The sequence below is a fragment of the Candidatus Palauibacter sp. genome (assembly GCF_965237495.1).
Taxonomy (GTDB): domain Bacteria; phylum Gemmatimonadota; class Gemmatimonadetes; order Palauibacterales; family Palauibacteraceae; genus Palauibacter.
This window is the reverse complement of sequence record NZ_OZ250143.1, coordinates 3,756,332-3,778,347: the sequence shown is the minus strand read 5'-3', so window position 1 is coordinate 3,778,347 and position 22,016 is coordinate 3,756,332. Positions and strand designations below refer to the sequence as shown.

General features: G+C 65.7%; 18 protein-coding genes and 1 pseudogene. 4 read left to right on the top strand and 15 right to left on the bottom strand.

Annotation, left to right across the window (positions count from 1 at the left end; genetic code table 11):
• Positions 1–12: 12 nt before the first annotated feature.
• Both ACPXY0_RS16605 and ACPXY0_RS16600 read right to left on the bottom strand, forming a co-directional pair.
• On the bottom strand, positions 13–2,187 hold the full coding sequence (locus ACPXY0_RS16605) for a S9 family peptidase (RefSeq protein ID WP_423926467.1): 2,175 nt from the start codon (positions 2,185–2,187) through the stop codon (positions 13–15).
• A gap of 24 nt (positions 2,188–2,211) precedes the next feature.
• A complete protein-coding gene (locus ACPXY0_RS16600; protein ID WP_423926465.1) occupies positions 2,212–2,460 on the bottom strand; it encodes a hypothetical protein in 249 nt (82 codons plus the stop codon).
• A gap of 101 nt (positions 2,461–2,561) precedes the next feature.
• On the opposite strand from ACPXY0_RS16600, the gene ACPXY0_RS16595 reads away from it, so the two are divergent.
• Entirely contained in the window at positions 2,562–3,677 is a 1,116-nt protein-coding gene (locus ACPXY0_RS16595; RefSeq protein ID WP_423926463.1) for a serine hydrolase domain-containing protein, read from the top strand.
• 12 nt (positions 3,678–3,689) lie between these two features.
• Here ACPXY0_RS16595 and ACPXY0_RS16590 read toward each other — a convergent pair whose 3' ends face one another.
• From ACPXY0_RS16590 to ACPXY0_RS16560, 7 genes are all read right to left on the bottom strand, one after another.
• Positions 3,690–4,889 (bottom strand): cytochrome P450, encoded by a 1,200-nt coding sequence (locus ACPXY0_RS16590; protein WP_423926461.1) that lies wholly within the window; start codon positions 4,887–4,889, stop codon positions 3,690–3,692.
• Positions 4,890–4,920: 31 nt separating this feature from the next.
• Positions 4,921–5,556, bottom strand: a complete 636-nt coding sequence (locus ACPXY0_RS16585) for a hypothetical protein (RefSeq protein ID WP_423926459.1) — start codon at positions 5,554–5,556, stop codon at positions 4,921–4,923.
• A gap of 31 nt (positions 5,557–5,587) precedes the next feature.
• On the bottom strand, positions 5,588–6,142 hold the full coding sequence (gene msrA, locus ACPXY0_RS16580; protein WP_423926457.1) for a peptide-methionine (S)-S-oxide reductase MsrA: 555 nt from the start codon (positions 6,140–6,142) through the stop codon (positions 5,588–5,590).
• Between the two features lie 83 nt (positions 6,143–6,225).
• Positions 6,226–9,330, bottom strand: coding sequence for an ATP-binding protein (locus tag ACPXY0_RS16575; protein ID WP_423926455.1), 3,105 nt, complete (start codon positions 9,328–9,330; stop codon positions 6,226–6,228).
• A 37-nt stretch (positions 9,331–9,367) separates the two neighbouring features.
• Positions 9,368–9,586: a type II toxin-antitoxin system HicB family antitoxin gene (locus tag ACPXY0_RS16570; protein ID WP_423926453.1), complete on the bottom strand. Its 219-nt coding sequence runs from the start codon at positions 9,584–9,586 to the stop codon at positions 9,368–9,370.
• Positions 9,583–11,244, bottom strand: a complete 1,662-nt coding sequence (locus tag ACPXY0_RS16565; protein WP_423926451.1) for an amidohydrolase family protein — start codon at positions 11,242–11,244, stop codon at positions 9,583–9,585. The genes ACPXY0_RS16570 and ACPXY0_RS16565 overlap by 4 nt, the downstream gene beginning before the upstream one ends.
• A 52-nt stretch (positions 11,245–11,296) precedes the next feature.
• Positions 11,297–12,745: an amidohydrolase family protein gene (locus ACPXY0_RS16560; RefSeq protein WP_423926449.1), complete on the bottom strand. Its 1,449-nt coding sequence runs from the start codon at positions 12,743–12,745 to the stop codon at positions 11,297–11,299.
• Between the two features lie 164 nt (positions 12,746–12,909).
• On the opposite strand from ACPXY0_RS16560, the gene ACPXY0_RS16555 reads away from it, so the two are divergent.
• Positions 12,910–13,416, top strand: coding sequence for a TonB-dependent receptor plug domain-containing protein (locus tag ACPXY0_RS16555; RefSeq protein ID WP_423926447.1), 507 nt, complete (start codon positions 12,910–12,912; stop codon positions 13,414–13,416).
• Between the two features lie 49 nt (positions 13,417–13,465).
• Here the strand turns inward: ACPXY0_RS16555 and ACPXY0_RS16550 are convergent, their stop codons facing one another.
• Positions 13,466–14,728, bottom strand: coding sequence for a dicarboxylate/amino acid:cation symporter (locus ACPXY0_RS16550; protein WP_423926445.1), 1,263 nt, complete (start codon positions 14,726–14,728; stop codon positions 13,466–13,468).
• Between the two features lie 295 nt (positions 14,729–15,023).
• On the opposite strand from ACPXY0_RS16550, the gene ACPXY0_RS16545 reads away from it, so the two are divergent.
• A complete protein-coding gene (locus tag ACPXY0_RS16545) occupies positions 15,024–15,917 on the top strand; it encodes a DNA-methyltransferase (RefSeq protein WP_423926443.1) in 894 nt (297 codons plus the stop codon).
• A 503-nt stretch (positions 15,918–16,420) separates the two neighbouring features.
• Here the strand turns inward: ACPXY0_RS16545 and ACPXY0_RS16540 are convergent.
• Positions 16,421–16,495 (bottom strand): annotated as a pseudogene (locus ACPXY0_RS16540) (cupin domain-containing protein); the annotation flags it as partial.
• Between the two features lie 242 nt (positions 16,496–16,737).
• Between ACPXY0_RS16540 and ACPXY0_RS16535 the strand changes: the two are divergent.
• Positions 16,738–17,310, top strand: coding sequence for a hypothetical protein (locus tag ACPXY0_RS16535; protein ID WP_423926441.1), 573 nt, complete (start codon positions 16,738–16,740; stop codon positions 17,308–17,310).
• A 174-nt stretch (positions 17,311–17,484) separates the two neighbouring features.
• On the opposite strand, the gene ACPXY0_RS16530 is transcribed toward ACPXY0_RS16535, so the two are convergent.
• From ACPXY0_RS16530 to ACPXY0_RS16515, 4 genes are all read right to left on the bottom strand, one after another.
• Positions 17,485–17,847: a cupin domain-containing protein gene (locus tag ACPXY0_RS16530; protein WP_423926439.1), complete on the bottom strand. Its 363-nt coding sequence runs from the start codon at positions 17,845–17,847 to the stop codon at positions 17,485–17,487.
• A gap of 31 nt (positions 17,848–17,878) precedes the next feature.
• Positions 17,879–19,906 carry an LVIVD repeat-containing protein gene (locus ACPXY0_RS16525; protein WP_423926437.1) on the bottom strand — a complete coding sequence of 676 codons (2,028 nt, stop codon included), beginning with the start codon at positions 19,904–19,906 and terminating at the stop codon, positions 17,879–17,881.
• A gap of 33 nt (positions 19,907–19,939) precedes the next feature.
• A complete protein-coding gene (locus ACPXY0_RS16520) occupies positions 19,940–20,575 on the bottom strand; it encodes a DUF305 domain-containing protein (RefSeq protein ID WP_423926435.1) in 636 nt (211 codons plus the stop codon).
• Between the two features lie 162 nt (positions 20,576–20,737).
• On the bottom strand, positions 20,738–21,961 hold the full coding sequence (locus ACPXY0_RS16515) for a hypothetical protein (protein ID WP_423926433.1): 1,224 nt from the start codon (positions 21,959–21,961) through the stop codon (positions 20,738–20,740).
• Positions 21,962–22,016: the final 55 nt, after the last annotated feature.

The following is a 22,016-nucleotide window of genomic DNA, read 5'->3' as shown; positions in this document are numbered from 1 at the left end:
AGCGGGCCGGAATCAGCGGGGAGAGGGCGTCTCTCCGAGCAGGTCCAGGATGAAGGCGAACTCGAACGCGAGTTCCTCGTACTCGCGGTCCCGGCCCGAGCCGCCGCCGTGGCCGGCGTCCATGTGAGTCTTGAGCAGCAGCCGGTTCTCGTCCGTCTTCACGGAGCGCAGCTTCGCGACCCACTTCGCCGGCTCCCAGTACTGCACCTGCGAGTCGTGGAGCCCCGTCGTGACGAGCAGGTTGGGATAGTCCTTCGCCTCCACCTGATCGTAGGGCGAGTAGGAGAGCATGTACCGGTAGGACTCCAGGTCCTCCGGATTGCCCCACTCGTCCCACTCGAACGTCGTGAGGGGAATCGACTCGTCCAGCATCGTGGTCACGACATCGACGAACGGGACGTGGGCGACCACGCCGCGGAACAACTCCGGCCGCATGTTGACGACAGCCCCCATGAGCAGCCCACCGGCGCTCCCGCCGCGCGCGAACAGCTTCTCCGGGCTCGTGTAACCCTCGGCGATGAGGAAGTCCGCCACGTGCACGTAGTCCGTGAAGGTGTTCTTCTTGTTGAACATCTTCCCGTCTTCGTACCATGCCCGGCCCAGCTCCTGCCCGCCACGGATGTGCGCGATCGCATACACGAACCCTCGGTCGATGAGGCTGAGGCGGGTGGACGAGAAGGTGGCCTCCATGCTCGACCCGTATGAGCCGTAGGCGTAGAGGAGGAGCGGGTTGTCGCCGTCCTTCTCGAGGCCGCGCCGGTAAACGAGCGAGACGGGCACCTCCACGGCGCCGTCGCGGGCCGGGGCGTGTAACCGCTCCACCACGTAATCCGCGCGGTCGTAGCCGCCCAGCACCTCGTCCTCCTTGAGCAGCGTGCGCTCGCGCGTGGACATGTCGTAGTGGTACACGGCGCGCGGCGCGGAGAGGGACGTATACGCGAAGCGGAGGATGTCCGTGTCCAGCTCGGGGTTGGCCGACAGGGAGGCCAGGTAGGCCGGCTCATCGAACGCGATCTGGTACTCGTCTCCCTGCCATGCGCGCACGCGCAGGCGGGTGAGCCCCGCCTCGCGCTCCGAGAGCACGAGGTAGTTCCGGAACAACTCGAACCCCTGCAGGAAGACGTCGCTTCGGTGCGGCACGACCGTCTCCCACTGGTCGGTGGAGGTCCGATCGACCGGGGTCCGCATGAGCTTGAAGTTCTCGGCCCTGTCCAGATTCGTGCGGACGTAGAAGTGGCCGCCCAGGTGGTCGATCCGGTGCTCGTGTCCGCGCTCGCGGGGGAGGAAAAGAGTGAACTCGCCCTCCGGGTCGGTCGCGTCGAGGAAGCGGTGCTCATCGGCCAGCGTGTGGGAGGAGGAGATGACGAGGTACCGCTTCGACTTCGTCTTCCGGACGCGGCTGCTGAACTCCTCGTCGTCCTCCTGGTACACGAGCACGTCGTCCGCGGGGTCGGTGCCGACCCGGTGCCGGTAGATCTGGTACGAACGCAGCGTCCCGAGGTCCCGCTTCGTGTAGAAGAGCGTCCGGTTGTCCTCGGCCCACACCATGTTGCCGGACGCGCCCTCGATCGCCTCGGGATACGTCTCCCCGGTGCCGAGATTCCGGATCCGGATGGTGTGGATCCGGCGTCCCCGCGTGTCCTCGGCCCACGCCATCATGTCGCCGGCGGAGCTGACCTCGGGGAAGGCCGCGAAGAAGTCGTGGCCCTCGGCGAGCGCGTTCACGTCGAGGATCACTTCCTCTTCGGCGTCGAGCGATCCGCGCTTCCGGGCGTGGATCGGGTAGTCCCGGCCGTCTTCGGTGCGGGTGTAGTAGAAGAAGTCGCCTTCCTTCACCGGCACCGAGAGGTCGGTTTGCTTGATCCGGCCCCTGATCTCGTCGAACAGCTCGGCCTGGAGGCCTTCCGTGTGCGCCATCAGCGCGTCGGTATGGCCGTTCTCCGCTTCGAGGTACTCGATGACCTCGGGGTCTTCGCGCTGATTCAGCCAGTAGTAGTTGTCGATCCGGGTGTGTCCATGCGTCTCGAGTTGTTCCGGGATCACGCGAGGGACGGGGGGCGTGACCCCGGCCGCGGCGGCGGAGGGTTCACCTCCGTCCGCCACGCAGCCGGCGGCTTGGATGCTCACGGCGAGGAGCGCCGCGACGAGGGTGGAACGGTCACCGTACACTGCCTCCGCTCGCGGCATGGACGACTCCTTCGATTCATCGGGTCACGCGAGCTTCCTCCCCGGGTGGTCGGACGACTCTTCCCGCGTGGACCTGCGTTCGCTCGGCCAGTCGATCCGGTCGGGCGTCCCGGTCAGCAGCATCTGCATGGCGATCCTGTAGTCATGTTGGCGGCGGCGGGCTTCCTCCAGGAGTTCGGAGACCCACTCGGACACGGTCTTGTTATCCTCGGCAGCCTTGATCCACAGCCACCGCGCGACATCTTCGGACAATGTGATGTGCATGTTCTTCACGGTCCACATCCTTCCCGTCATCTATGAACGGCATCGTACCTCGTGAGACACGGGAAGGGCACCGAAGTTCGAGAGGCGAAACCGCCGGAAGAGAGTCTGCGATGGTGAACCGGGCCGGTCGGCCGGACCAAATGGATGGAAGGTGGGTCGTGGCGCTGGCGGCGCTGGTTCTCGCACTCGGCGCGGGGTTCGCCTGCGCGCCCGCGCCGGTCGACAGCGCGGAGCCCGTCTACCCGGGCGCGTCGTGGGAGCGGATCGCGGATCCGGCCGCCGCAGGGTTCTCGGCCGAGGCGCTGGATGCGATCCATCCATATGTGGACGGGATCAACACGTCCGCCGTGCTGGCCGTCGTGGGCGGGCGCGTGCTGTTCGAGCACGGACCCGTCGATTCGTTGAGCTATCTCGCCTCGGTCCGGAAGAGCATCCTCGCCATGCTGTACGGGAACTACGTGGCGGACGGGACGATCGACCTCGAACTCACGCTCGAGGATCTCGGGATGGATGATGTCCAGGGCCTCCTCCCGATCGAGAAACGAGCGCGCGTGCTGGATCTCGTGACCGCCCGCTCGGGTGTCTACCACCCGGCGTCGAACGCGGGGGACAACCTCGCGGATGCGCCCCCGCGCGGCTCGCAGGAGCCCGGGACCTACTACCTCTACAGCAACTGGGACTTCAACGCTTCGGGGGCCGTCTTCGAGCAACTGACGGGCCGCAACATCTACGACGCCCTGGAATCGGACCTCGCCCTGCCGCTCGGATTCGAGGACTGGGACCGGTCGATCCACCGGAAGTCGGGGGACGCGTCGCGGTCCCGAAACCTCGCCTACCACATGACGCTCTCGACCCGGGACATGGCCCGGATCGGGCTGCTCATGCTCGGCGGTGGCGTGTGGGAGGACGAGCGGGTGCTGCCGCAGGGCTGGGCCGAACGGATCACGAGCGTGGTCACGCCCTCGGAGGAGATGAACCCGGAGGGGCTACGCGGGGGCGAGTTCGGCTACGGCTACATGTGGTGGGTGTGGGACAGCCCCGCGGTGCCGGAGGGGTTCGAGGGGGCGTACAGCGGCCGTGGCGCCTACGGCCAGTTCATCACGGTCATCCCGTCGCTGGACATGGTGGTCGCCCACAAGACGGTGCCGGACGCCCAGACGCCCTGGAACGACTACATGGGCATCCTCACCCGCCTCTTCGCGGCCCACTGCGGCACCGACTGCTGACGGCCACCCGCGTCAGGCGTCCCACTGCACCCAGAGGTTCTTCGGCTTTCGAAACTCGTAGCCATACGGCGCGCTCTTGCGATCGGGGTCAAGACACAACCGGGGGCAGCGCGCCCATAGCGTCTCCAGTACGACGCGGGTCTCGAGCCGAGCGAGCGGGGCTCCGAGGCAGAAGTGCCGGCCCACCGCGAACGACAGGTGGTCTCCGGCGTTCCGGCGTGTCACGTCGAAGCGGTCCGGGTCGTGGAAGTGCGCCGTGTCCCGGTTGGCCGCGCCGAGCATGCAGTGAACGACATCTCCCTTCGCGATGCGGACGCCGCGGATCTCCGTGTCGCGCGTCGCGTGGCGGGCGGCCGACTGGACCGCGGGCTCCCAGCGCAGCGTCTCCTCGATCGCCAGATCGAGCGCGGCGGCGCTCGACCGCGCAGTCTCGATTTGCTCTGGATGCGAGAGCAGCGCCCACACCGCGTTCGCGATCATGGCTTCCGTCGTCTCGATCCCGCCGAAGAGGATGATGAGCGAGTTGGAGCGGATTTCGTCCGCCGTGAGCGGGTCGACGTGGTCGCATACCAGGTCGGAGATGAGCGTCCCATTTGGTTCCTGCGCGAGTTCCTCGAGAATGGGTTCGAGCGCCCGTCCGAACGCGTCCGCCGCCCCCTTGCCGGCCGCGCACAGCTCCGGATCGCCCGCGAAGTTCGCCAGCGCCCGGGCGAAGTGTTCATACCACTCGTTCACGCGGTCGGTTTCCGTCAGCGGAATGCCGAGCACCGACAGCACCGAATGGAGCGCGACCGGTCGCGCCACCCCCGTTCGCACCTCACCGGCGCGCTGACCGCCCGACTGCAGCGCCTCCACCATCCGCTCCACCCCGGAGGTCAGCGGCGGCAGCGACGCGGTCTCGAGGCGGGAGGCGTGGAACGGAGGCAGACACTTCCGCTTGTAGCGGACCTGCCTCGGACCCTCGGTCGTCATCATGTGGGCACCGAACATGTCGCGGATCGTGGACGGCGCGTCCGTCGTGAAGAGATGGGGATCCCGCAGGACGGCGAGGATGTCGTCGCGGCGCGTCAGGAACCAGCGCTCGATCTCCGGCACCCAGGTCACGGGTTCCGCCTCCCGCAGCTCCGCGAAGATCGGATAGGGATCGACCGCCAGGTCCACGAGACGCACGCGCGCCCCGAGCGGAAACCGGTCGATGCGGCGCTCGCTCAAGCGCCCGCTCCCTCCGCGGCGGAGGCGGAAGTCAAATCCCGGACCACATCAGTACCGCGAAGCCGATGAAGAGCGCGTAGATGCCGGCCACCCCGGCGACGATCCAGCGGCCCCGTCCCCGGTAGGCCCGGAAGAGGAAGACAGAGACCCCCAGGACGAGGACGACTTCGCCGACCGCCGCGTACCCCCCGTAGTGGTCTGGATCCCAGTAGGACACGGGGCTGGTGAACCGCCAGTCGCTGAAGGGAAAGAAGTGACGGTGCGCGTCCTCCCGGTGCAGCGGAAGGTCGCCCAGCGCGTGGACGATCATGCTCGCGAGAAACAGGGCCGGCGCCGCGAACCGTGCCAGCCGCCGCCCGGGGGCCATACCGGTTGCGAGGCCAGGCCCGGCGGAGGGCGCCCGCCGGCCGACGAGCACTACGATGCCGAGGGCAAGCGCGAGGAGCGGGATCGAACTCGGGATGTCGAACGCGACCTGCCAGCCGGGGTCGAAGTACCGCTCCGACCAGATCCGCCCCTCGGACACGCCGCGCCCCAGCCGCTCCCAGGCGTAGAAGAGGAGCATCGGGATGTCCGGAGCGACGGCCCCGAGGGCGACCGGCAGCGCGCTGCGCTCGGACCGGCCCAGGATGATCAGGCTGAGCGCGGCGTGCGCCGGAGTCGTCACCCTCGGGCCGCCCGCGCCGGCGGGAACCCGGTCAGACGCCCGCTTCGCGCTTCAGGCGCTGGAGGTGCTGGCGGCGGAACTTCGCCACCTTCGGCTCCACGACGGCCCGGCAATAGGGCTGGGTCGGGTTCTGGCGCAGGAAGTCGTCGTGATACGGCTCCGCCGGGTAGAACTCCCCGAGGGACGCGATCTCGGTCACGATGGGATCCCGCCAGATCCCCGCCGCATTGATCTCGGAGACCTTCCGCTCCGCCGCGTCCCGCTCCGCCTCGTTCTCGTGGAAGATTGCCGAGCGGTACTGGGTTCCGATGTCTCCGCCCTGCCGGTTCAGCGTCGTCGGGTCGTGGATCGTGAAGAAGACGTCCAGCAGATCGTCGAAGGTAATCGTGTCCGGGTCGAAGCTGACCCGCACGACTTCGGCATGCCCGGTGCGCCCCGTGCACACCTGCTGGTAGGTCGGATTCTCGACCTGCCCCCCGGCGTAGCCCGACTTCACGCCGTGCACGCCCTCGAGCAGCTGATACACGGCCTCGAGGCACCAGAAGCAGCCTCCGGCCAGCGTCGCCGTCTCCGTTCGTTCACTCATTGCATTTTTTTGGTCCTCCGTTGGTTCCGCAACCAAGCGCCCCAGAGCAAGACGCATCGAAGCGCCGCCAGCCCCCCGCACGGTCACTTAACGAGCTTGCGTAGCCACGATGTCGCCTCCGGCCGGTTCGGCACATGATCGGCTAGAAGCAGCCAGACCCCCGCGGCGAGTGTTCCGTATTGATCGCCCTTGCGTGGACTGCCGAACACCGTAGTGGCAGCGTCTCGGCAGACTTTGAGGAGTTCATCTAGGCGGCCGTCGTGCAACCATGGCATCGCACGGGCGAGGAGTGCAGATCCCAATTGCGGGATGGTGTGACCCTCTCCGACACGATCACGCCAACGCCGAGCCACATCCCGACTGGTTGCGTTGGTACGTCGAAGCCCGAGTATGGAAATCCTGCCTGTATTGGGGCGCAGTTTGCCGACTTCCATTCCGAAGAAGCAGAACATGGAACGGATGCGATACATGACGGGACGGCCCCATGGCGTACCGTGTCCGATGGCTCCATAGCTGGATGATGCCGTGTGAGCCAACTGGAGTACGTCCGGGACATATCGCCTGCTTGTCGATGTCCCAGGCGTGGTTTCTCCATAGAGGATCGGCAGGGCGTCACCCTGAAGTCCCCTCAAGAGACGGGATCGGGTGGAGCCCCCGCCAAGCCGAATGCCGAAACCCGCGAGAAGCGGTTCGACCAGATCTTCGATGATCGTGCCGCACAGATCGTCAGGTCCTGTCAGCCAGACATGCGGCCGCCATCCGAGTGCGCCACAGAAGGGGGCCAGTACGGTCCAACCAGCCAGCCAGTACCCGAAGAGATCCTTTTCCCAGTCGACTTCCGTAAACAGTTCGAGGAGGGATCTCGCGCCCTGCGAGTCCAACGGCTGTGCGCCCGAGGGGCCGACAATCCTTGCTGAACGTTCGTAGACCCGATTGTCGCCATCGTAGGTTAGAGGATCGACGGATCGTGAGCTTGCCGGAGGGTAGAGCCGGTCACCCAGATGGACCAGGATCCCGTCCTGCCTGCGTCGGCACCCTCTTCCGCGGATTGTGTCTTCGTCGAAGGCGCCGACTCGGCGAGATTCCCGGAAGAGCGCGTCAACGGCCTGAAGTCGACTACCAAACTCAAATCCGGGGAAGTGTTCTTCCCACCACGCGGAAGGGGCGAGCGTCAACAGAAGGGATTTGGTATGCGCTTCCGCTCTGACTCGCTCGACACGTCCGGTCGATTGCGGCACGTAATACAGGCTCCCGTGGTGGAGGCCGAGACATCTGAAAGGGGCATCCCCGATCCAGGACTCATCAATGGATGTTGGTTCACGGCTTGGCTGCGGATCGTGTTCGGCCACGGCGACGAGAGGACGGGCATTGGTGGCCCTGTACGCCTGCTTGGGATGCGTGGGATTGTCCGGATAGCGTCGTGCGAGCCGCCCGGCTTCCACCATGGGTGTCAGGTGGCGGCCGCCCAGATTGCGTTGGGAGAAGTGCAGGAATCGCGCGATGCCTCCCGGTGTCGTCCAGTCTCTGGCTGCGCAGATCGCTTCGATTACGGCACGGAGTCGTTCCTTGCGCGGCCGCGATCCCAAGCCGTTGACCGCACGCTGGACATCCGCGGGCAGCTCCCCTCGATCCGCGGGCAGCTCCCCCCGATCCGCGGGCAGCTCCCCTCGATCCGCGGGCAGCTCCCCTCGATCCGTATAGATTTCCCCCTTCCCGGCGCGACGTGGAGGGTCTCCAACATGCTTGCGCAATGCCGATGTCAACGTGTAGAAGCTTGCTCCTCCACGCGCGTGCAGAGTGAGAAGTTCTCGGTCGCGCAACCCGCGCAGCAAATGGCTCGCCCGCAGCGTGTCCAAGCCGGTGACGGAACGCAACGCGGCGTTGTCCACACTACTTCGCCTGTAGACCATAAGCAGCGCACGGAACTCGAGACGGTCCAGCTCAGTGTTTCCTAGGCCGGCCACGAAGCGGCGATCCAAAGCCGTAAGTGTGGAGGTATTGCGCAAGGTAACAATCACCCGCTCGCCTCGGACCTCTACCTCGGGACGCGGCAGGAAAGCGTCCTCCATTTCCGCGAACATGCGGGGAATGCCCTCTCCCTGGTCTTTCGCGAAACCGAGATCGACGAGCACCCTTACGATGCGTGGATTACGACTGCGGTGGACGCGTTCTAGCCGGAGTACTTCTTCCAGCGTGACGCCCTCCGGTAACCTGCCCGCGCTGACCACCTCCATGCGGTCCTCGAACAACCATATCTCGGTGCCGGCTCCCTGGATGGCGTAATCGCGATGCGCCACCGCGTTGTGCAGCGCCTCGCGCCAAGCGAAGTCCGGGTATTCCGGCATCTCCCGAAAACGAACGCCCACGAGGCGAGATGGACGCCGCACGAGGCCCGCGACGACCCTTTGAGCCTCGTGGAGTACCCACGGCAGGCGGCCCTCGATGCGAGGTCGTTCTTCGACATTGTGCTCCACCCCGAACCGCCGCTCGGTTCCAATGACCCGAAACACCCGAACGCCCGCGTTCGGATGATCCGGAGCGTGGCGGGCAAACAGCAGTTCGGCAGCCCTGCGAAGTACCAACCGGCGTCCCCGTTGATCCGCCAGCTTACGCCTGAGCAAGTATTCTGCGTCCGAGACCGCTGACAGTCCGGCACCGGAGCGCACCCGGACCAGTAACTCCGAATCGAGATCCTCCAACGAGTACGAAGAACGGCGGCTTTCCCAACTCTCGTGCATCCCCTGCTGTTTGGACGCGGCGATCTGGGTTTCCCTGGCCCGGATCGTCCGGTCGCCCACGCGAAGCGGGAATCCGTTTCCGGTCATCTGAACCGGAACGTTCTCTGCGGGTACATCGAAGACGATCAGTTCGATGCCCCTGTGGGAGACCGTAATTCCTCGTGGCTGAGGTGGATCCAGTCGAGTCTGCGGCGCGGCCAGGAGAGACTCGACTGCCCTGGGAGGAAGCCGATGGCCCGTAACCGCGCCATCGTCCTCGATGCCCAACAGAAGGACGCCGCCATCCGCGTTCGCGAACGCGGCCACATACGCCGCTGCCTGCTCACGTACTTCACTACGGCTCCGGGGGTGCTTGGCGCCGGGCGGACCCTCGAACATGGACTTACGATCGAAGTGCTGGCCCTCAGCTTGGGTCAGGAAAGGCGTGACGTCGAACGATTGATTCGTCACGTTGGATTGCGCCCTCCCCGAGGTCTTCGCCCGCGCGTCACTCTCGGAAGGTATCCGAATGAGCTGGAGCTTCGGTGCTCAGGCGGTCGGCGATTTCGGAGACAGATGCCGTCTCGGCGAAGAGTTGAAGTGCCTCCGCAAGATTCTCCCGCGCTTCCGCCACGCTCTCTCCCTGGCTCGCGACATCCACTTCGGGGCAAAGGGCCACATAGCCGTTGTCCTCAGGTTCGATGATGGCGGTCAGATGACTGGTCATCTCTGGTTCCCGTTGTCGGTCGCGGTGGCGCGGGCGCGCTTCTGTTCCTCGACCATCTCGGCCACGTCGGCGAGCAATTGCTTCGCGTCGTAGACGATGCCGTCCTTGATCGTGTAGAGGATGCCGCCCACCGTCTCTACCTCTCCCGTCTCGTCGTTCAGGCGCCGGGCGCCCGTCCCGTACAGGACCTTCAGGTTCTGGATCGGGTTCTCATCCACGATCACGAGGTCCGCGAGCAGGCCGGCGCGCACGACGCCGAATTCGATCGGGCGGCCCGTCGGCTTGAACAGCGTCTCCGCCGCGTGCATGGTCGCACCGCGGATCACCTCCAGCGGATGGAACCCGGCGTGCTGCAGAAGTTCCATCTCCTGGATCGTGGAGAAGCCCATGAGGTTGTAGATGTAGCCGGCATCCGAACTCGCCGTGACGCGGCCGCCCATGTTCTTGTAGTCGTTGAGCAGGTCGTGCCACACCTCGAGGAAGTCGCGCCACGCGACCTCCTCCCACGTCGTCCAGTCGAAGTAGTACGAGCCGTGGTCCTCCCGGTTGGCCTCGTAGAAATCCCACAGCGTCGGGAGCGTGTAGGTCTGGTGCCACGGCGCGTACATCTGGTCGTCCACGTCCCAGCTCGCCTGGTAGGCGGTCATCGTGGGGTCGAGGGTGACGTCGTACGAGAGGAGTTCCTCAAGGAACGCGTTCCATTCGGGGCTGCCGCGCTCGTGGATCAGATTCCACTGCACCGGCACCTGCCCGAAGCGGTGCTGCTCGTCGTTGTAGTTCATCTCGGGGGGCCACGGCTGGACGTCGTGGTCCTTGTACAGCGACTCGAACAGGCCGTAGAAGTGCGTGACGGTACCGAGGCCGAGCCGAGCCGCGTCGATCGCGTTCATCTGGGCGACGCCCATCTGGCCGAGGTGGGCCGTGCTGCCGAGGCCGAGCTTGGAGGCTTCGTCGAGCAGCGCCTCCATGATCTCCGGGCGGAACGAGTTGAGCTTGAGGCCGTCGCCGCCCGTCTCCTTCACGTATCGGACCCAGGCGCGCGCGTCCTCCGGAGTGTCGATCCGGCGGTCCCACCCCTCGCCGCCCGCGCCCGTGAAGGGGTAGGCCCACATGCGCGGCGCCACGATCTCGTTCGCCGCGCTTCGTGCCTTCTCGCTGATCGACCAGTCGTAGGGGCCGAAGCTGACGCCGCGTCCGGTCGTGATCCCGTGCGCCATCCACAGCTTGTACGTGTACTCCGCCTCGGGCGCCTTGGGGACGCCGCCGGTATGCAGATGGAGGTCGACGAACCCCGGCAGGACGTACATGCCGGTGGCGTCGATCTCGTGTACGGTCGCGTCCGGGTTGCCCTCGACGGTGAGCCCGGGGCGGCGGTCCTCGTCGATCGGACGGCGCGGGACGCCGACGCTGACGACATCGATGATGCGGTTGCCCTCGATGATGATGTCCATGGGCCCGATGGGAGGCGCCCCGGTGCCGTCGATCACGGTGGCGCCCCGGATGATGAGCCGGTCGTACGGTCCCTCCCCCTCGTCCGGGCCCCGGTCGGGAGCCCCGGCCATCTGGGTCGGCTGCAGGGCTTCGGCCGCTGTAGCCAGAAGGATCAGCGCCGAGAGCGCGGTGAAAGCGCTTCGGATGGCGCGGGCGGTCGTCTTCATGAGTCCTCCGCTTTGGCTTGTCTCGATCGTGCCTGAAGGCGTCGAGGTGCGGTCAGTCATCGAGGTGGTACAGGCGCCGGTTGTTCTCGTTCAGGATCATGCGCGCCGCCGCGACGGCCTCGTCCCGGTCGAGGATCCCGGCGTCCACGTAGATGCCGAGCGCCTGGGCGAGGAAACGCCGTCCCCACTTCGCCGCGAGCCAGTAGAACTCCGGCAGGTGATAGGCATCGCTCCCGAACAGGATCTTGGAGAGGGGAACGACCTCCATCACCTCGAGGAACATGCGCAGCATACCGTGGTGGATGAGCGGCGCGGCGAGCGACAACTCGAAGTGGCAGTTCGCATACAGGTGGGTCAGCCACGCCGCGCGCCCGATCAGCGGGTAACCGGCGTGGATGAGGATGACCTGGGGCATCCGCATCACGCCGTTGCGCTCGAAGCGGACCATCTCCTCCATGACGAACGGGTCCTGGTTGCGCATGATCCCGCGCGGCGCTTCGCCGTCGCCGGCGTGGAACTGCATGGGCATGTCGCGCTCCAGGCAGGCCTCGAGCGCCAGTGAGTGGAGATAGCGCAGGGCTTCGCTCTGGAGTTGCCAGTACTCGTCGCGGTCGACGGCGTCGCCGGCCGGCACCTCCCCGCGGGCGCGCCGGGCGCGGAACTGGTCCCACGAGCGGCGGGCGGGAGCGGGGTCGAACAGCGGCTTGAGCAGCCCCAGCCTCGGGAGCAGATAGGACTTCATCCCGTACGAGGGGGCGCCGAGGTTGCCGTTCCCGTCGAGACCCGCCTCGATCTCCGCCATCATCCCGGCCTCGATCTCGTCGAGCCCGAGATCGTCGCGCATGAGGCCCCCCAGGATCGTGTCCACGCGCAGGATGTGGCGGCCGCGGGTGGGTGAGATCGCGGCCTTGAAGCGGTCCACGCCGTCCTGGTCCATCCCCTCGCGGTAGCCCATGTCCAGCATCGCGTTCTCGATCTTCGCATCGGCGAACATGGCGGCGAGATAGCTCGCGTAGTCCCGGCCTCGGTCGTTGCGAGCCTCCAGGACGGCCTCGAGGGTCGCATCGCAGTCCAGGAAGGTGGCGAGTTCCTTCACGAGATAGCGGAGGAAGACGGTCTCGCCCGCTTGTTCGATGACGCGGGCCCGCGTGGCGGCGATGTCGAACTCCGCGTCGAGCGCGCTTCTCTCCGTCGGGTCGCCCGCCCGCCAGCGCTGGTAGACGCCGACCGGGAAGTAACGGTCCATGGGGAAGGCGGAGAGCGCCAGCCGCTCCACGAACTCGTCCGGATCCGTCTGCGCGTCGTCGAAGGTGAGCGGATGGCAATGCGTGTCGTCGACCGGAATCTCCCGCAGTTCATCGAGCAGCGCGCGGGCGGTCGGGTCCAGACCCTCGCCGCCTGCCGCTGCCCCGGCGAACGGAGCGCCTCCGGCGCAGGCACCGAGGAGCGCACTCCCGCCACCGACACCGGCCAGGCTCAGAAACTCTCTGCGATCGGGCATTCGGCACACCTCCTCCGTCAGGACACATGGCCACGTTCGATCCCGGATCCAGGCTGCGCAAGCCGGAAGGGGGTCCCGGGATGCCGCCGAACCGTTGCAGAACGTGGCCCCCGGACGTTTAGCGTGTGGGAGTGCCGAAGGTGGCACACGCGGAAGGAAGGCCCATGCTCTTCAGTCGGTCAAGCTCACGGACGCGCGGGAACCTGCCGGCCACCATCACGACGATGGTGTGTGTCCTCGCAGCGGTTGGATGCGGTGGGGCGGAGTCGCCTTTCGCACCGGACTTCGGGGTCGAGGAGACCCCCCGGCTTTCCACTGCGGGAGAACCGCCTTCGGCGGGAGAGCCCCCCGCTGCGGCGATCGATGGCCCGCCTCCTCCGGGCGGCGAGGTAGCGGATTCCTCGGTGACTCCCGCCGTCTGGCGCGTTGAGCCCGGAGAGCCCGGGCCGATCATGCTGCGTGGGCCCACCTCGATCAACACCATCTGTCGCTCCACGCCGCCGCTGATTGTGATCGACGGGGTCATGCAGCCGGAGGACTCAAGACTCTCCGATATCGGGGCCCCGGATATCGACCACGTGGAGATTGTGAAGGGGGCCGCCGCAACGGTGCTTTACGGGCCGCGCGGTCAAAACGGTGTGATCGACATCCGGACGAAGCACGGGATCTGAACCGGAGTCGGCGTTCCAGCTCCGAACTCCGGTTCGTTCCGCCCCCCGTTCAGCCGCGAACTTCCGTGTCTACCCCCTCCTCTCCCTCGGAGCGGGCGATGATCGCGGCGCCGCAGGAATCGCTGAACACGTTGACCGCGGTCCGGTACATGTCGAGCGGCCGGTCGATCGCGAGCATCGCGCCCACGATCATGATGGCCTCGGGATTGCTTCCGAGGCCGATCGCGTTGAGGACGATGAAGATCACCACCACGCCCGCCGAGGGCACCGCAGCGGCGCCGATCGAGGCGAGGAGCGCGGTCAGGACGACGATCGCCTGCTGGCCGATGCTGAGGTCGATCCCCAGCACCTGGGTGATGAAGAGGGCGCCGGCGCACTCGAAGATCGCCGTGCCGTCCATGTTCACCGTGGCTCCCATCGGGAGCACGAACGAGGAGACCTTGTTCGAGACGCCGACCTTCTCCCGCAGCGTCTTGATCGTCACCGGGAGCGTCGCGCCCGACGAACTCGTCGAGAACGCCGTCAGGAGTGGCTCGCGCATGTTCGCGAAGTGGATCAGCGGCTTGATCCGGCCGAACACGATCAGGAGAAGCGGCAACGTGATGAAGAGATGGATCGTGAGGCCCGACCCGATCGTGAGGAAGTATTTCGCCAGAGCTGCGAAACGATCGAATCCGGTTTCTCCCACCATGGCGACGATGAGGGCGAAGACCCCGATCGGGAGGAACTTTATGATCCCCGACGTGAGGGCCATCATCGCCTGGAAGAACGCGTTGAAGATGTCGGTCACGATGGTGCGGGGCTTCTCCGGCAGCGTTGTGATCGCGGCGCCGAAGACGATGCAGAAGAAGATGATCGCCAGCATGTCGCCAGCGCCCAGGGCCGCGATGAAGTTGTTCGGTACGATGTCGAGCAGGAGTTCGGTCGGGGAGTCCGGCGTATTGATCTCGGGTATCGCGCTCTGCGCCGCGGCGCCCATGTCCGCGTTCCGGCCGGGCCGGATGAGGTTCACCATCAGGAGCCCGGTCACGGCGGCCAGGAAGCTGGACACCACGTAGTAAGCCATGGTCTTGCTGAACAGGCGCCCGATCGCCTTCCCCCCGCCGACGGACGCCACCCCCGACACGATGGAGGTGAGAACGAGCGGCACGATGATCATGCGGAGCAGCTTCATGAACAGATCGCCGATCCAGCCGAGCGCTTCGGCCGCCGGCGCCCCGAAGATCCAGCCCGTCAAGGCACCGAGGAGCATGGCCGACAGAACCTGCCAGTGAAGTCGCCGGTACCAGGGGAGGGAGGGATCGTATTCCATGGGCGTCTCCGGTACGGCGCCGTCGCGCGCGGCGCATCCGCTTGTCTCAGGCGGTCAGACCTCGAAGCGGGCCGTCCGCCGGTCGAGTGTTCCTTTTATCGGGGGTTGATCGTGGCGTCCCAACGCCGGGCGGGCAATGGGGCGGCGGCGGCCCGGCTGCCCTGTGCGGCGCTACGCCTCTTTCTCGGACCCGGCTTGGATGGCTAGTGCCCCGTCCCTACCTTTCACCGGCAGGGGCCCAAGGCGTAGCAGCAGCCTTGAATCCTCCGAGACGCTACCCAGCTCAGGAGCGGCGATGCCACGTATCATCCTTGGAGACAACCTGCATGTGCTCTCGGATCTGCCCGACGGCCACGCCGATCTCATCTACATCGACCCGCCGTTCAACACTGGCAAGACCCAGCGCCGCACGCGCATCCAGACCCATCGTGCCGCAAATGGCGATCGGACGGGATTCCAAGGGCGCCGCTACCAAACTACCGTCCTCGGTACGCGGCGCTTCCGCGACCAGTTCGACGACTACATGGGTTTCCTGGAACCTCGGCTCGTCGAAGCTTACCGGATCCTGGCTTCTCACGGATCGCTATACTTTCACGTGGACTACCGAGAGGTACATCATTGTCGACTCTTGCTCGACAGTCTCTTTGGGCCCGAGAACTTCCTGAACGAGATCATATGGGCGTACGACTACGGGGCGCGTCCCAAGACCAGATGGCCCGCCAAGCACGACAACATTCTATTCTACGTGAAGGACTTGTCCAACTACATCTTCAACATAGACCAGATCGAGAGAATCCCCTACATGGCACCCGGCTTGGTCGGACCCGATAAGGCCGCACGTGGGAAGCTGCCGACCGACACCTGGTGGCACACGATCGTCCCTACGAATGGCGCCGAGCGAACGGGCTATCCGACCCAGAAACCGTTGGGGATCCTGCGGCGTATCGTCACCGCGTCCTCACGGCCGGATGACATCGTCCTCGATTTCTTCGCGGGCAGTGGTACAACGGGAGCCGCCGCTCACGAGTTGGGAAGAGACTTCATTCTAGTGGACAACAACCCCGAAGCCCTGGAAGTGATGGCGAAACGATTCCAGCATGTGCCCGGGGTCCACTGGGAAGGGTTCGATCCCTCTGGCTTCCAAGACGCTGGCGCTCAGCAGCAGCTGTTCGGAGGGGAACGCGACTGATGACCGGTTCGCGGAAGAACACAAGAGACGGAGAGGTCCAGTCACTGATGTCTATCGCTCGTGACCTTGAGAAGGACTATCTAGACGAAGAAGAGAGCGACCCGTGGGCGGGTAGCCCGTTCCAGTGGATCAAGTCACGACCTTCACGGCAGGTGGGGAAGATCGGTGAGCAACTGGTGGCGGAGTGGTGTACAGCGAAGGGATTCGACGTAACTGCGAGCGGGGACTCCGAAGCAGATCGGATCATCGCTGGCAAGCGAGTAGAAATCAAGTTTTCTACGCTATGGAAATCCGGGGTTTTCAAGTTCCAGCAACTGCGTGACCAGAACTATGACTACGCAATTTGTCTTGGCATCTCGCCGTTCGATGCCCAATGCTGGGCTATTTCGAAGACTCTCCTGCACGAACACGTCATCGGAAAAACACCACAGCATGCGGGAGCTAGTGGAACGGACACCTTTTGGTTGTCCTTCTACCGTGAGGCTCCTCCCAACTGGCTTACCGCGGTGGACGGTGTCGGGAGAGAAGGCCGGCAGGCAGACCGCGACATATTCCGCCCCCTCCGGGCCCGGCGTGGTGGAGGAGATGCAGGCCGCTCTGGACGCCTATCTCGAAACCTACAACCGGAACTGTCCCCACCGCGGCCGCGGTATGGAGGGACGGACGCCCTATCAGGTTCTCCGGGCGGCGATCCGGGAGCCCAGGAATCGGAAGAAGTCAACCAAGAGTGAGGTGAAGACCGCAGCCTGAAGCGCTGACCTCGGCGAGGCCGGGTGTCAGGTGATTGTCGTACTTGCACACACGGGGGAGAACAAAATCCGTGAACGTCCAAGCCGTCATCGACCGGATCTGGTCACTTTTTCCTCTTATCATGTTCGCAGGTATGGTTCCTCTCTGGTTCGGTAACGTAGAGTTGTCGGGACCATATTTCTACACTTGTGGAACGATCATCGTTCTTTATCGCTGGAACACTCCTAACCCGAATCATAATTGGAAATTGTCCAATGAGTCTTATCTGGAAGCGTTCTTGCGATTAGGATTAGGTACGCTCTTCATCGCGGTGACGGGATACAAAATCATCACTACGGTGTTCTGGTTGATGGATCACGGCATGGCCGTTTCCCAAGTTCTCAGTTCCAACAAGTGGTGGTGGGTCGAAGGCGGAATAGAGTGCTTCCTGGGAGTGCTTCTCGTGCTTCCAGAACGAGGACCACGTGTCGTAAGGAATCTGGCAAGAGCCATCTTGAACATCCGCCAGCTCCCTGACACCATCCTGATTTTTGTTTCCGAAGGCAAGCTCGATACCGTTCTGGCTCCTAACGAGACAAGCGACGAAGAGCAGGTATCGTCGGATGACAAACACAACGGAGAGCAGGCACCGTCCACTTCATGACCTTCGCTCTCAAAGACTTCTTCCGAGTCCGACGCAGGCACCTATCGCGCAGACGCCGAGGAGAACTACACTCAGCCCAAAAGTAGAGAGCATTCGCCGCCGAGCTGACCGCCATGAATGCAGGTATCAGCGCGTTTCTACTCGTCAAGACAAGTCCCATTTTGGGGGGGGTTGCTAGGCGTCCCGGTGGACGGCGTCGGGCGAGAAGGCGGGTAGGCAGACGGCGACGTATTCCGCCCCGTCGGGGCCCGGGGTGCTGTAGCGGACCCATTCGGCGGGGTGCGTCACGACGGCCTGGCCGGCTTCGACGTCGAGAGCGCCGCCTTCGTGTTCCACGCGGAGCATCCCCCGCAACACGACGGTGATCTCCTCGAACTCGGGGCGCTGACCCGGTTCGACCCAGCCGGACGGCGACACCATCCGCGCAACGCTGACGCCGTCGTGCCCCGACCGGACTCGGCCCGCGTATTCCTCGATCCGCTTGGGTTTGTTCCCGGCCGCCTCGATGACGGCCGGGGCTTCGATCAACGTGGGCATTTCGCGACAGGGGCCGACGTGCCGGCGACCCCTACATGCCGGCGGCCGCGAGGGCCCGGACCGCGTCGGCCAGCATGCGGACCTTCGCGGCGTCGCCGGATCCGGCGGCGTCACGGCCGACCGCTTCGGACAGCGAGCGAAGCGCGCCACCTCGCGAGGACCCCGTCATCTCCTCGGCTCCGGCCAGTTCCTCCCGGATCGCGCCGATTCTCGCGGCGGCGAGCCCGCGGTGCCGCTCCAGTTGGTCCAGATAGGCCCCCGCCAGCGCGAACGTCGCGGGCCACTCGAAGATGGGCTGGCCCTGGGAGTTGAGGTGCGTGAGCCGGACCGAGTTGGCGGCGTCGATCTCGTTCTGCGTCATCACTTCGCTCGGGGTCAACTCGAAGATGTCGAGGCCGCGCGCGATCTCGGAATTGACGATGACGCCGTTGTACCAGTACACGGACCAGCTGCCGCCCATCTGCATCCGCTCGGGGTTCACGGGACCGCGGTCGAAATACGCGATCTCCACCGGGTTCGTGGGGTCGGTCCAGTCGATGAGCGAGATTCCGCCCTGATACCACCCCTGAATCATGATGTCGCGTCCGGGGATCGGGATCAGCGACCCGTTGTGGGCCACGCAGTTCTCCTCCGGCGTCTGCGGGGCGGGCAGCTTGAAGTAGCTCTGGAAGTCCATCTCGGTGCCCTCGATGGTGAAGATCGCGTTGGCGCCCCACTCCATCGGGTCCGTCGCACGGCACTTCGGCGAGCCACCGCCACCCCATTCATCGGTGAACAGGATGGCAGTGCCGTCGTTGTTGAAGGTGGCCGAGTGCCAGTAGGAGAAGTTGGAGTCGGCGACGGCGGCGAGCCGTCGCGGGTTCTCCGGATCGCTGATGTCGATGAGCAGACCGTACCCTCCACACGCCCCGCCGGCGAGGCCGATGGCCGGATAGACGGTGATGTCGTGGCACTGCGTCGGACCCGCATTCGGATCGATGCCACCCATCCTCTCGGAGATCATGTTGTTCACGAACTCGTGCAGCGCCGCGGTGTCCTGGGCCATCGGCGGACCTTCTCCACCGCGCAGGACCACCATGGAGTCCAGCATCACGCTGACGTACTGGGGAGGAAGGGCGATCTGCTGACCCATGGCCTCGACGACCATGGCGCCCTGAGCGCGGGCTTCATCCATCTCGGCGCGGTCGTCAGGCGCCGGACCGTGAGTGGGAGGCGCGACGAGATCCTCGAAGATGCGGGGGGAACTGACGACCGCTGCGCTCGCGGGATCGGCGAGCGGTACCCGGATGACCTCGATGCGGAAGAGCGCCGAGTTCGGATCCTCGTTCGGCGGGGCGCCGGAGCAGCCGGCGAGTTCTTCCGCCGGCCTCACCGGAGCGGAACCCGACACGTAGATGTAGACGTTCTCGTCATCTCCCGGGTGCTCGAGCACGGTGTGCGTGTGCGAGCCGCGGCACGTCTGGACGTTGGCGACGTACTCGGGGGCTGCGATGTCGGAGATGTCGAAGATGCGGATCCCGCGCAGCCGGTCGTGGCTTACCTCCTCCTCGACTCCCTCCTCACCGCAGTCCAGCCTGCCGCCGAAACCCTCCCCGGACACGAACAGCAGGTGCTCGTACACGGAGACGTCGCTCTGGGACGCGGGACACACGTACGTCACGACGGACTCGGGGTTCGCCGGGTTGGAGATATCCCAGATCTGGATCCCGTCGTAGTTGCCCTGAATCGCGTACGGGCCGGTGAAGGCGAGGTCGGAGTTCGTCTTGCCGACGAACGGCTCCGTCGGCGGCGTGGCCGACACGAGCCGGAGATTCCAGGCCGCCTCGCCCGCATCGAAGAGGCCGGGCGCGAGGCCGACTCTCGGGTCCGGCGTCGGAGGATTGGCCCGCAGGCCGACCATCGCGGGACTCGCACCGGCGGGCGCCGGGCCCATGCCGGAGTCCGCCGACCGGTAGGCGGCGCAGCCGGCCAGCCCTCCGGCGGCGACCACGCAGGCGAGCAGCGTCGCGAAGCGCTCGGAGAAATGCATCCTGATCTGTCCCTTCGTCACGGGAATCATCCTGGATCCTTCGATGGGGTTGAACTTCACGAATCAGCCGCCCGGCTCCGGCGCGGCGAGCGCCTCGAGCATCAACTTCATGCGGGCGATTTCGGTGGCCTGATCGACATGGATGTCGGAGGCCAGCTTGAAGACGAAGTCGTCCTGCGCGGCGCCGTCCGTGGCGAATAACTCCCGCACCATCGTGACGGCACCGTTGTGGTGCTGGATCATGTATTCGAGGAAGAGCCGGTCGAAGTCGGCGCCCCGCGCGGCTTCCAGCTCCGCGAGTTGTTCCGGGGTGAGCATCCCCGGCATGTGCATGGGCTCCCGGGGCAGCGGAAGGCCGCGATCGGACAGCCAGCGGCTCATGATGGCGATCTCATCGGTCTGCGCGTTGATGATTCGGGCACACAGGGTCCGGATCGATGGGCTCGCTTCGTTGGCCGGCGCGAAACCGGCCATGACCAGCGCCTGCGCATGATGCGGGATCATGTGCGTCATGAAGCGGATGTCGGCCTCGTGTGCGTCCCGGAGGCCGGCCTCGGCGCGCGACCGGTAGATGGCCTCGAGTTCGGCCACGCGCGCCGCGTCCGGCCGCACGGCTGTGTCGGCTGGGCCGCGGCCCGCGCTAGTGCACGCCTGGACCGCTGCGAGCAGTCCGATGAGCAGAATGGACGGGTTCTTCATGCTTGGCCGCGCGGCCTCGTCGGTTCACGGGGATGTCACGCTTCGGATATGCCAGCAGAGGCATGCCGATCAGCCGTACGCATGCAATTGTGGATGGTTTCGCGCCGAAGTGCCACGGGCGCCGGGAACCTGTCAGGGGAACGCTGGCGGCTGGCGACCCTGCTAGTAGCGGTAGAGCCGGACTTCCTCCTCGTCCAGCGCGTCGCGCTGGAGTACCACGAAGCGGTCGGCATCGACGGCAAGCACGCTCGCTTCGGCGGGGAGATTCAGCCGTCCCCGCGGCTGTCCGTCGGGTCCGATGACGAGCCAGTCTCTCGTCTCCTCGGCCGGACGGGTCGCGAGCCCGATCCAGACCAACTCGTCGGGGCCCAGCACCGCCGAGTGGAAGGCCGGGTGCGTCTCCCTGAAGGGGGCGTTCTCGATCATCTGCGCATACCAGTCAGGTGCGTCCGAACCGAGCCGGGCGAGCCGGGCCGCCCTCGATGTCTCGATCTCGTCCGCCGTCACCGGCCAGCCACCGCCCGTTCCGCGAATGCGACGCGTTTGATTCCCCTCGGCAGTATGGACGGACAACTCGAGGAGGTCCGTATCGCCGAGCATGGCTCGATCCCGGAACCCGCTGGCCACGATGTCCCGCCCGAACCCCGGTTCTCTGCGGGTTGCGCCTCCGCCGGGAATCGCCCCATAGCTCCATTCCGTCGCGGGGAGCAGGGCGAGCGTGTCGGGCTCGGTCCCGGGATCCGCGAACGAGAGCAGCGGCGTGGTATCGCGTTTGGTTCCCTCGGGCATGAAGAATCGCTGCTCGCCCAGGATCGCCAGCATGCTCCCATCGGCGGCTATCGCGAGGGGTCTCAGATCGACGATGGAGCTCTGCGCGGACAGGGGCCACGAGTCGATGAATTCCCCGTTCGCGGAGAACTCGGTGAGGCGCGCCAACCGCGCGTCGTAGGCTACAAACCCCTCGGGAGTCCCGATCAGGGTGGTGATCGCGCTGAACTCGCCCGGCCCCTCGCCTTGGCCGCCCACCCGGGTTGCTAGCGAACCGTCGCGGGAGAAGAGCAGGACCTCGCTCGCGCCCGTGTTGGCCAGCGCCAGGCTGCCGTCGTCGAGGAGGAGTGCGCCGCCCGCGTAGAACAACTCGACGCCGAGTTCCCGGGTGGAGAAGACGAGCCTCGTTTCGAGGTCCGGGACCGAAAGGTCTTCGACTCTGCCAAGAGAAATGTTCGTTACGCCTGCGGAATCCGAGACCTGAACGGTGCTTCGGTACGCGTCTTCCGTTTCGGGGCGCCCGTAACCACAGGCGACCGCGGAGCAGAGTGCGACGAAGAGAACCGCGCGCGAGTCGCGCCGCGCGCGACGGGCACACGAGAGTCGGCAATCGATCATCGGGCTCGGTCCTCCTCCGCAGGTTGTCGGCAGCACCCCTTGGAGGCCGTCTTGA

What these genes read in the sequence shown, in the direction of transcription:
- ACPXY0_RS16520 (WP_423926435.1), bottom strand. Translation starts at nt 20,575, where the DNA reads ATGAAGAACCCGTCCATTCTGCTCATCGGACTGCTCGCAGCGGTCCAG.
- ACPXY0_RS16550 (WP_423926445.1), bottom strand. Translation starts at nt 14,728, where the DNA reads ATGGAATACGATCCCTCCCTCCCCTGGTACCGGCGACTTCACTGGCAG.
- ACPXY0_RS16555 (WP_423926447.1), top strand. Translation starts at nt 12,910, where the DNA reads ATGCTCTTCAGTCGGTCAAGCTCACGGACGCGCGGGAACCTGCCGGCC.
- ACPXY0_RS16605 (WP_423926467.1), bottom strand. Translation starts at nt 2,187, where the DNA reads ATGCCGCGAGCGGAGGCAGTGTACGGTGACCGTTCCACCCTCGTCGCG.
- ACPXY0_RS16565 (WP_423926451.1), bottom strand. Translation starts at nt 11,244, where the DNA reads ATGAAGACGACCGCCCGCGCCATCCGAAGCGCTTTCACCGCGCTCTCG.
- ACPXY0_RS16515 (WP_423926433.1), bottom strand. Translation starts at nt 21,961, where the DNA reads ATGATCGATTGCCGACTCTCGTGTGCCCGTCGCGCGCGGCGCGACTCG.
- ACPXY0_RS16570 (WP_423926453.1), bottom strand. Translation starts at nt 9,586, where the DNA reads ATGACCAGTCATCTGACCGCCATCATCGAACCTGAGGACAACGGCTAT.
- ACPXY0_RS16545 (WP_423926443.1), top strand. Translation starts at nt 15,024, where the DNA reads ATGCCACGTATCATCCTTGGAGACAACCTGCATGTGCTCTCGGATCTG.
- msrA (WP_423926457.1), bottom strand. Translation starts at nt 6,142, where the DNA reads ATGAGTGAACGAACGGAGACGGCGACGCTGGCCGGAGGCTGCTTCTGG.
- ACPXY0_RS16530 (WP_423926439.1), bottom strand. Translation starts at nt 17,847, where the DNA reads ATGCCCACGTTGATCGAAGCCCCGGCCGTCATCGAGGCGGCCGGGAAC.
- ACPXY0_RS16525 (WP_423926437.1), bottom strand. Translation starts at nt 19,906, where the DNA reads ATGATTCCCGTGACGAAGGGACAGATCAGGATGCATTTCTCCGAGCGC.
- ACPXY0_RS16560 (WP_423926449.1), bottom strand. Translation starts at nt 12,745, where the DNA reads ATGCCCGATCGCAGAGAGTTTCTGAGCCTGGCCGGTGTCGGTGGCGGG.
- ACPXY0_RS16595 (WP_423926463.1), top strand. Translation starts at nt 2,562, where the DNA reads ATGGTGAACCGGGCCGGTCGGCCGGACCAAATGGATGGAAGGTGGGTC.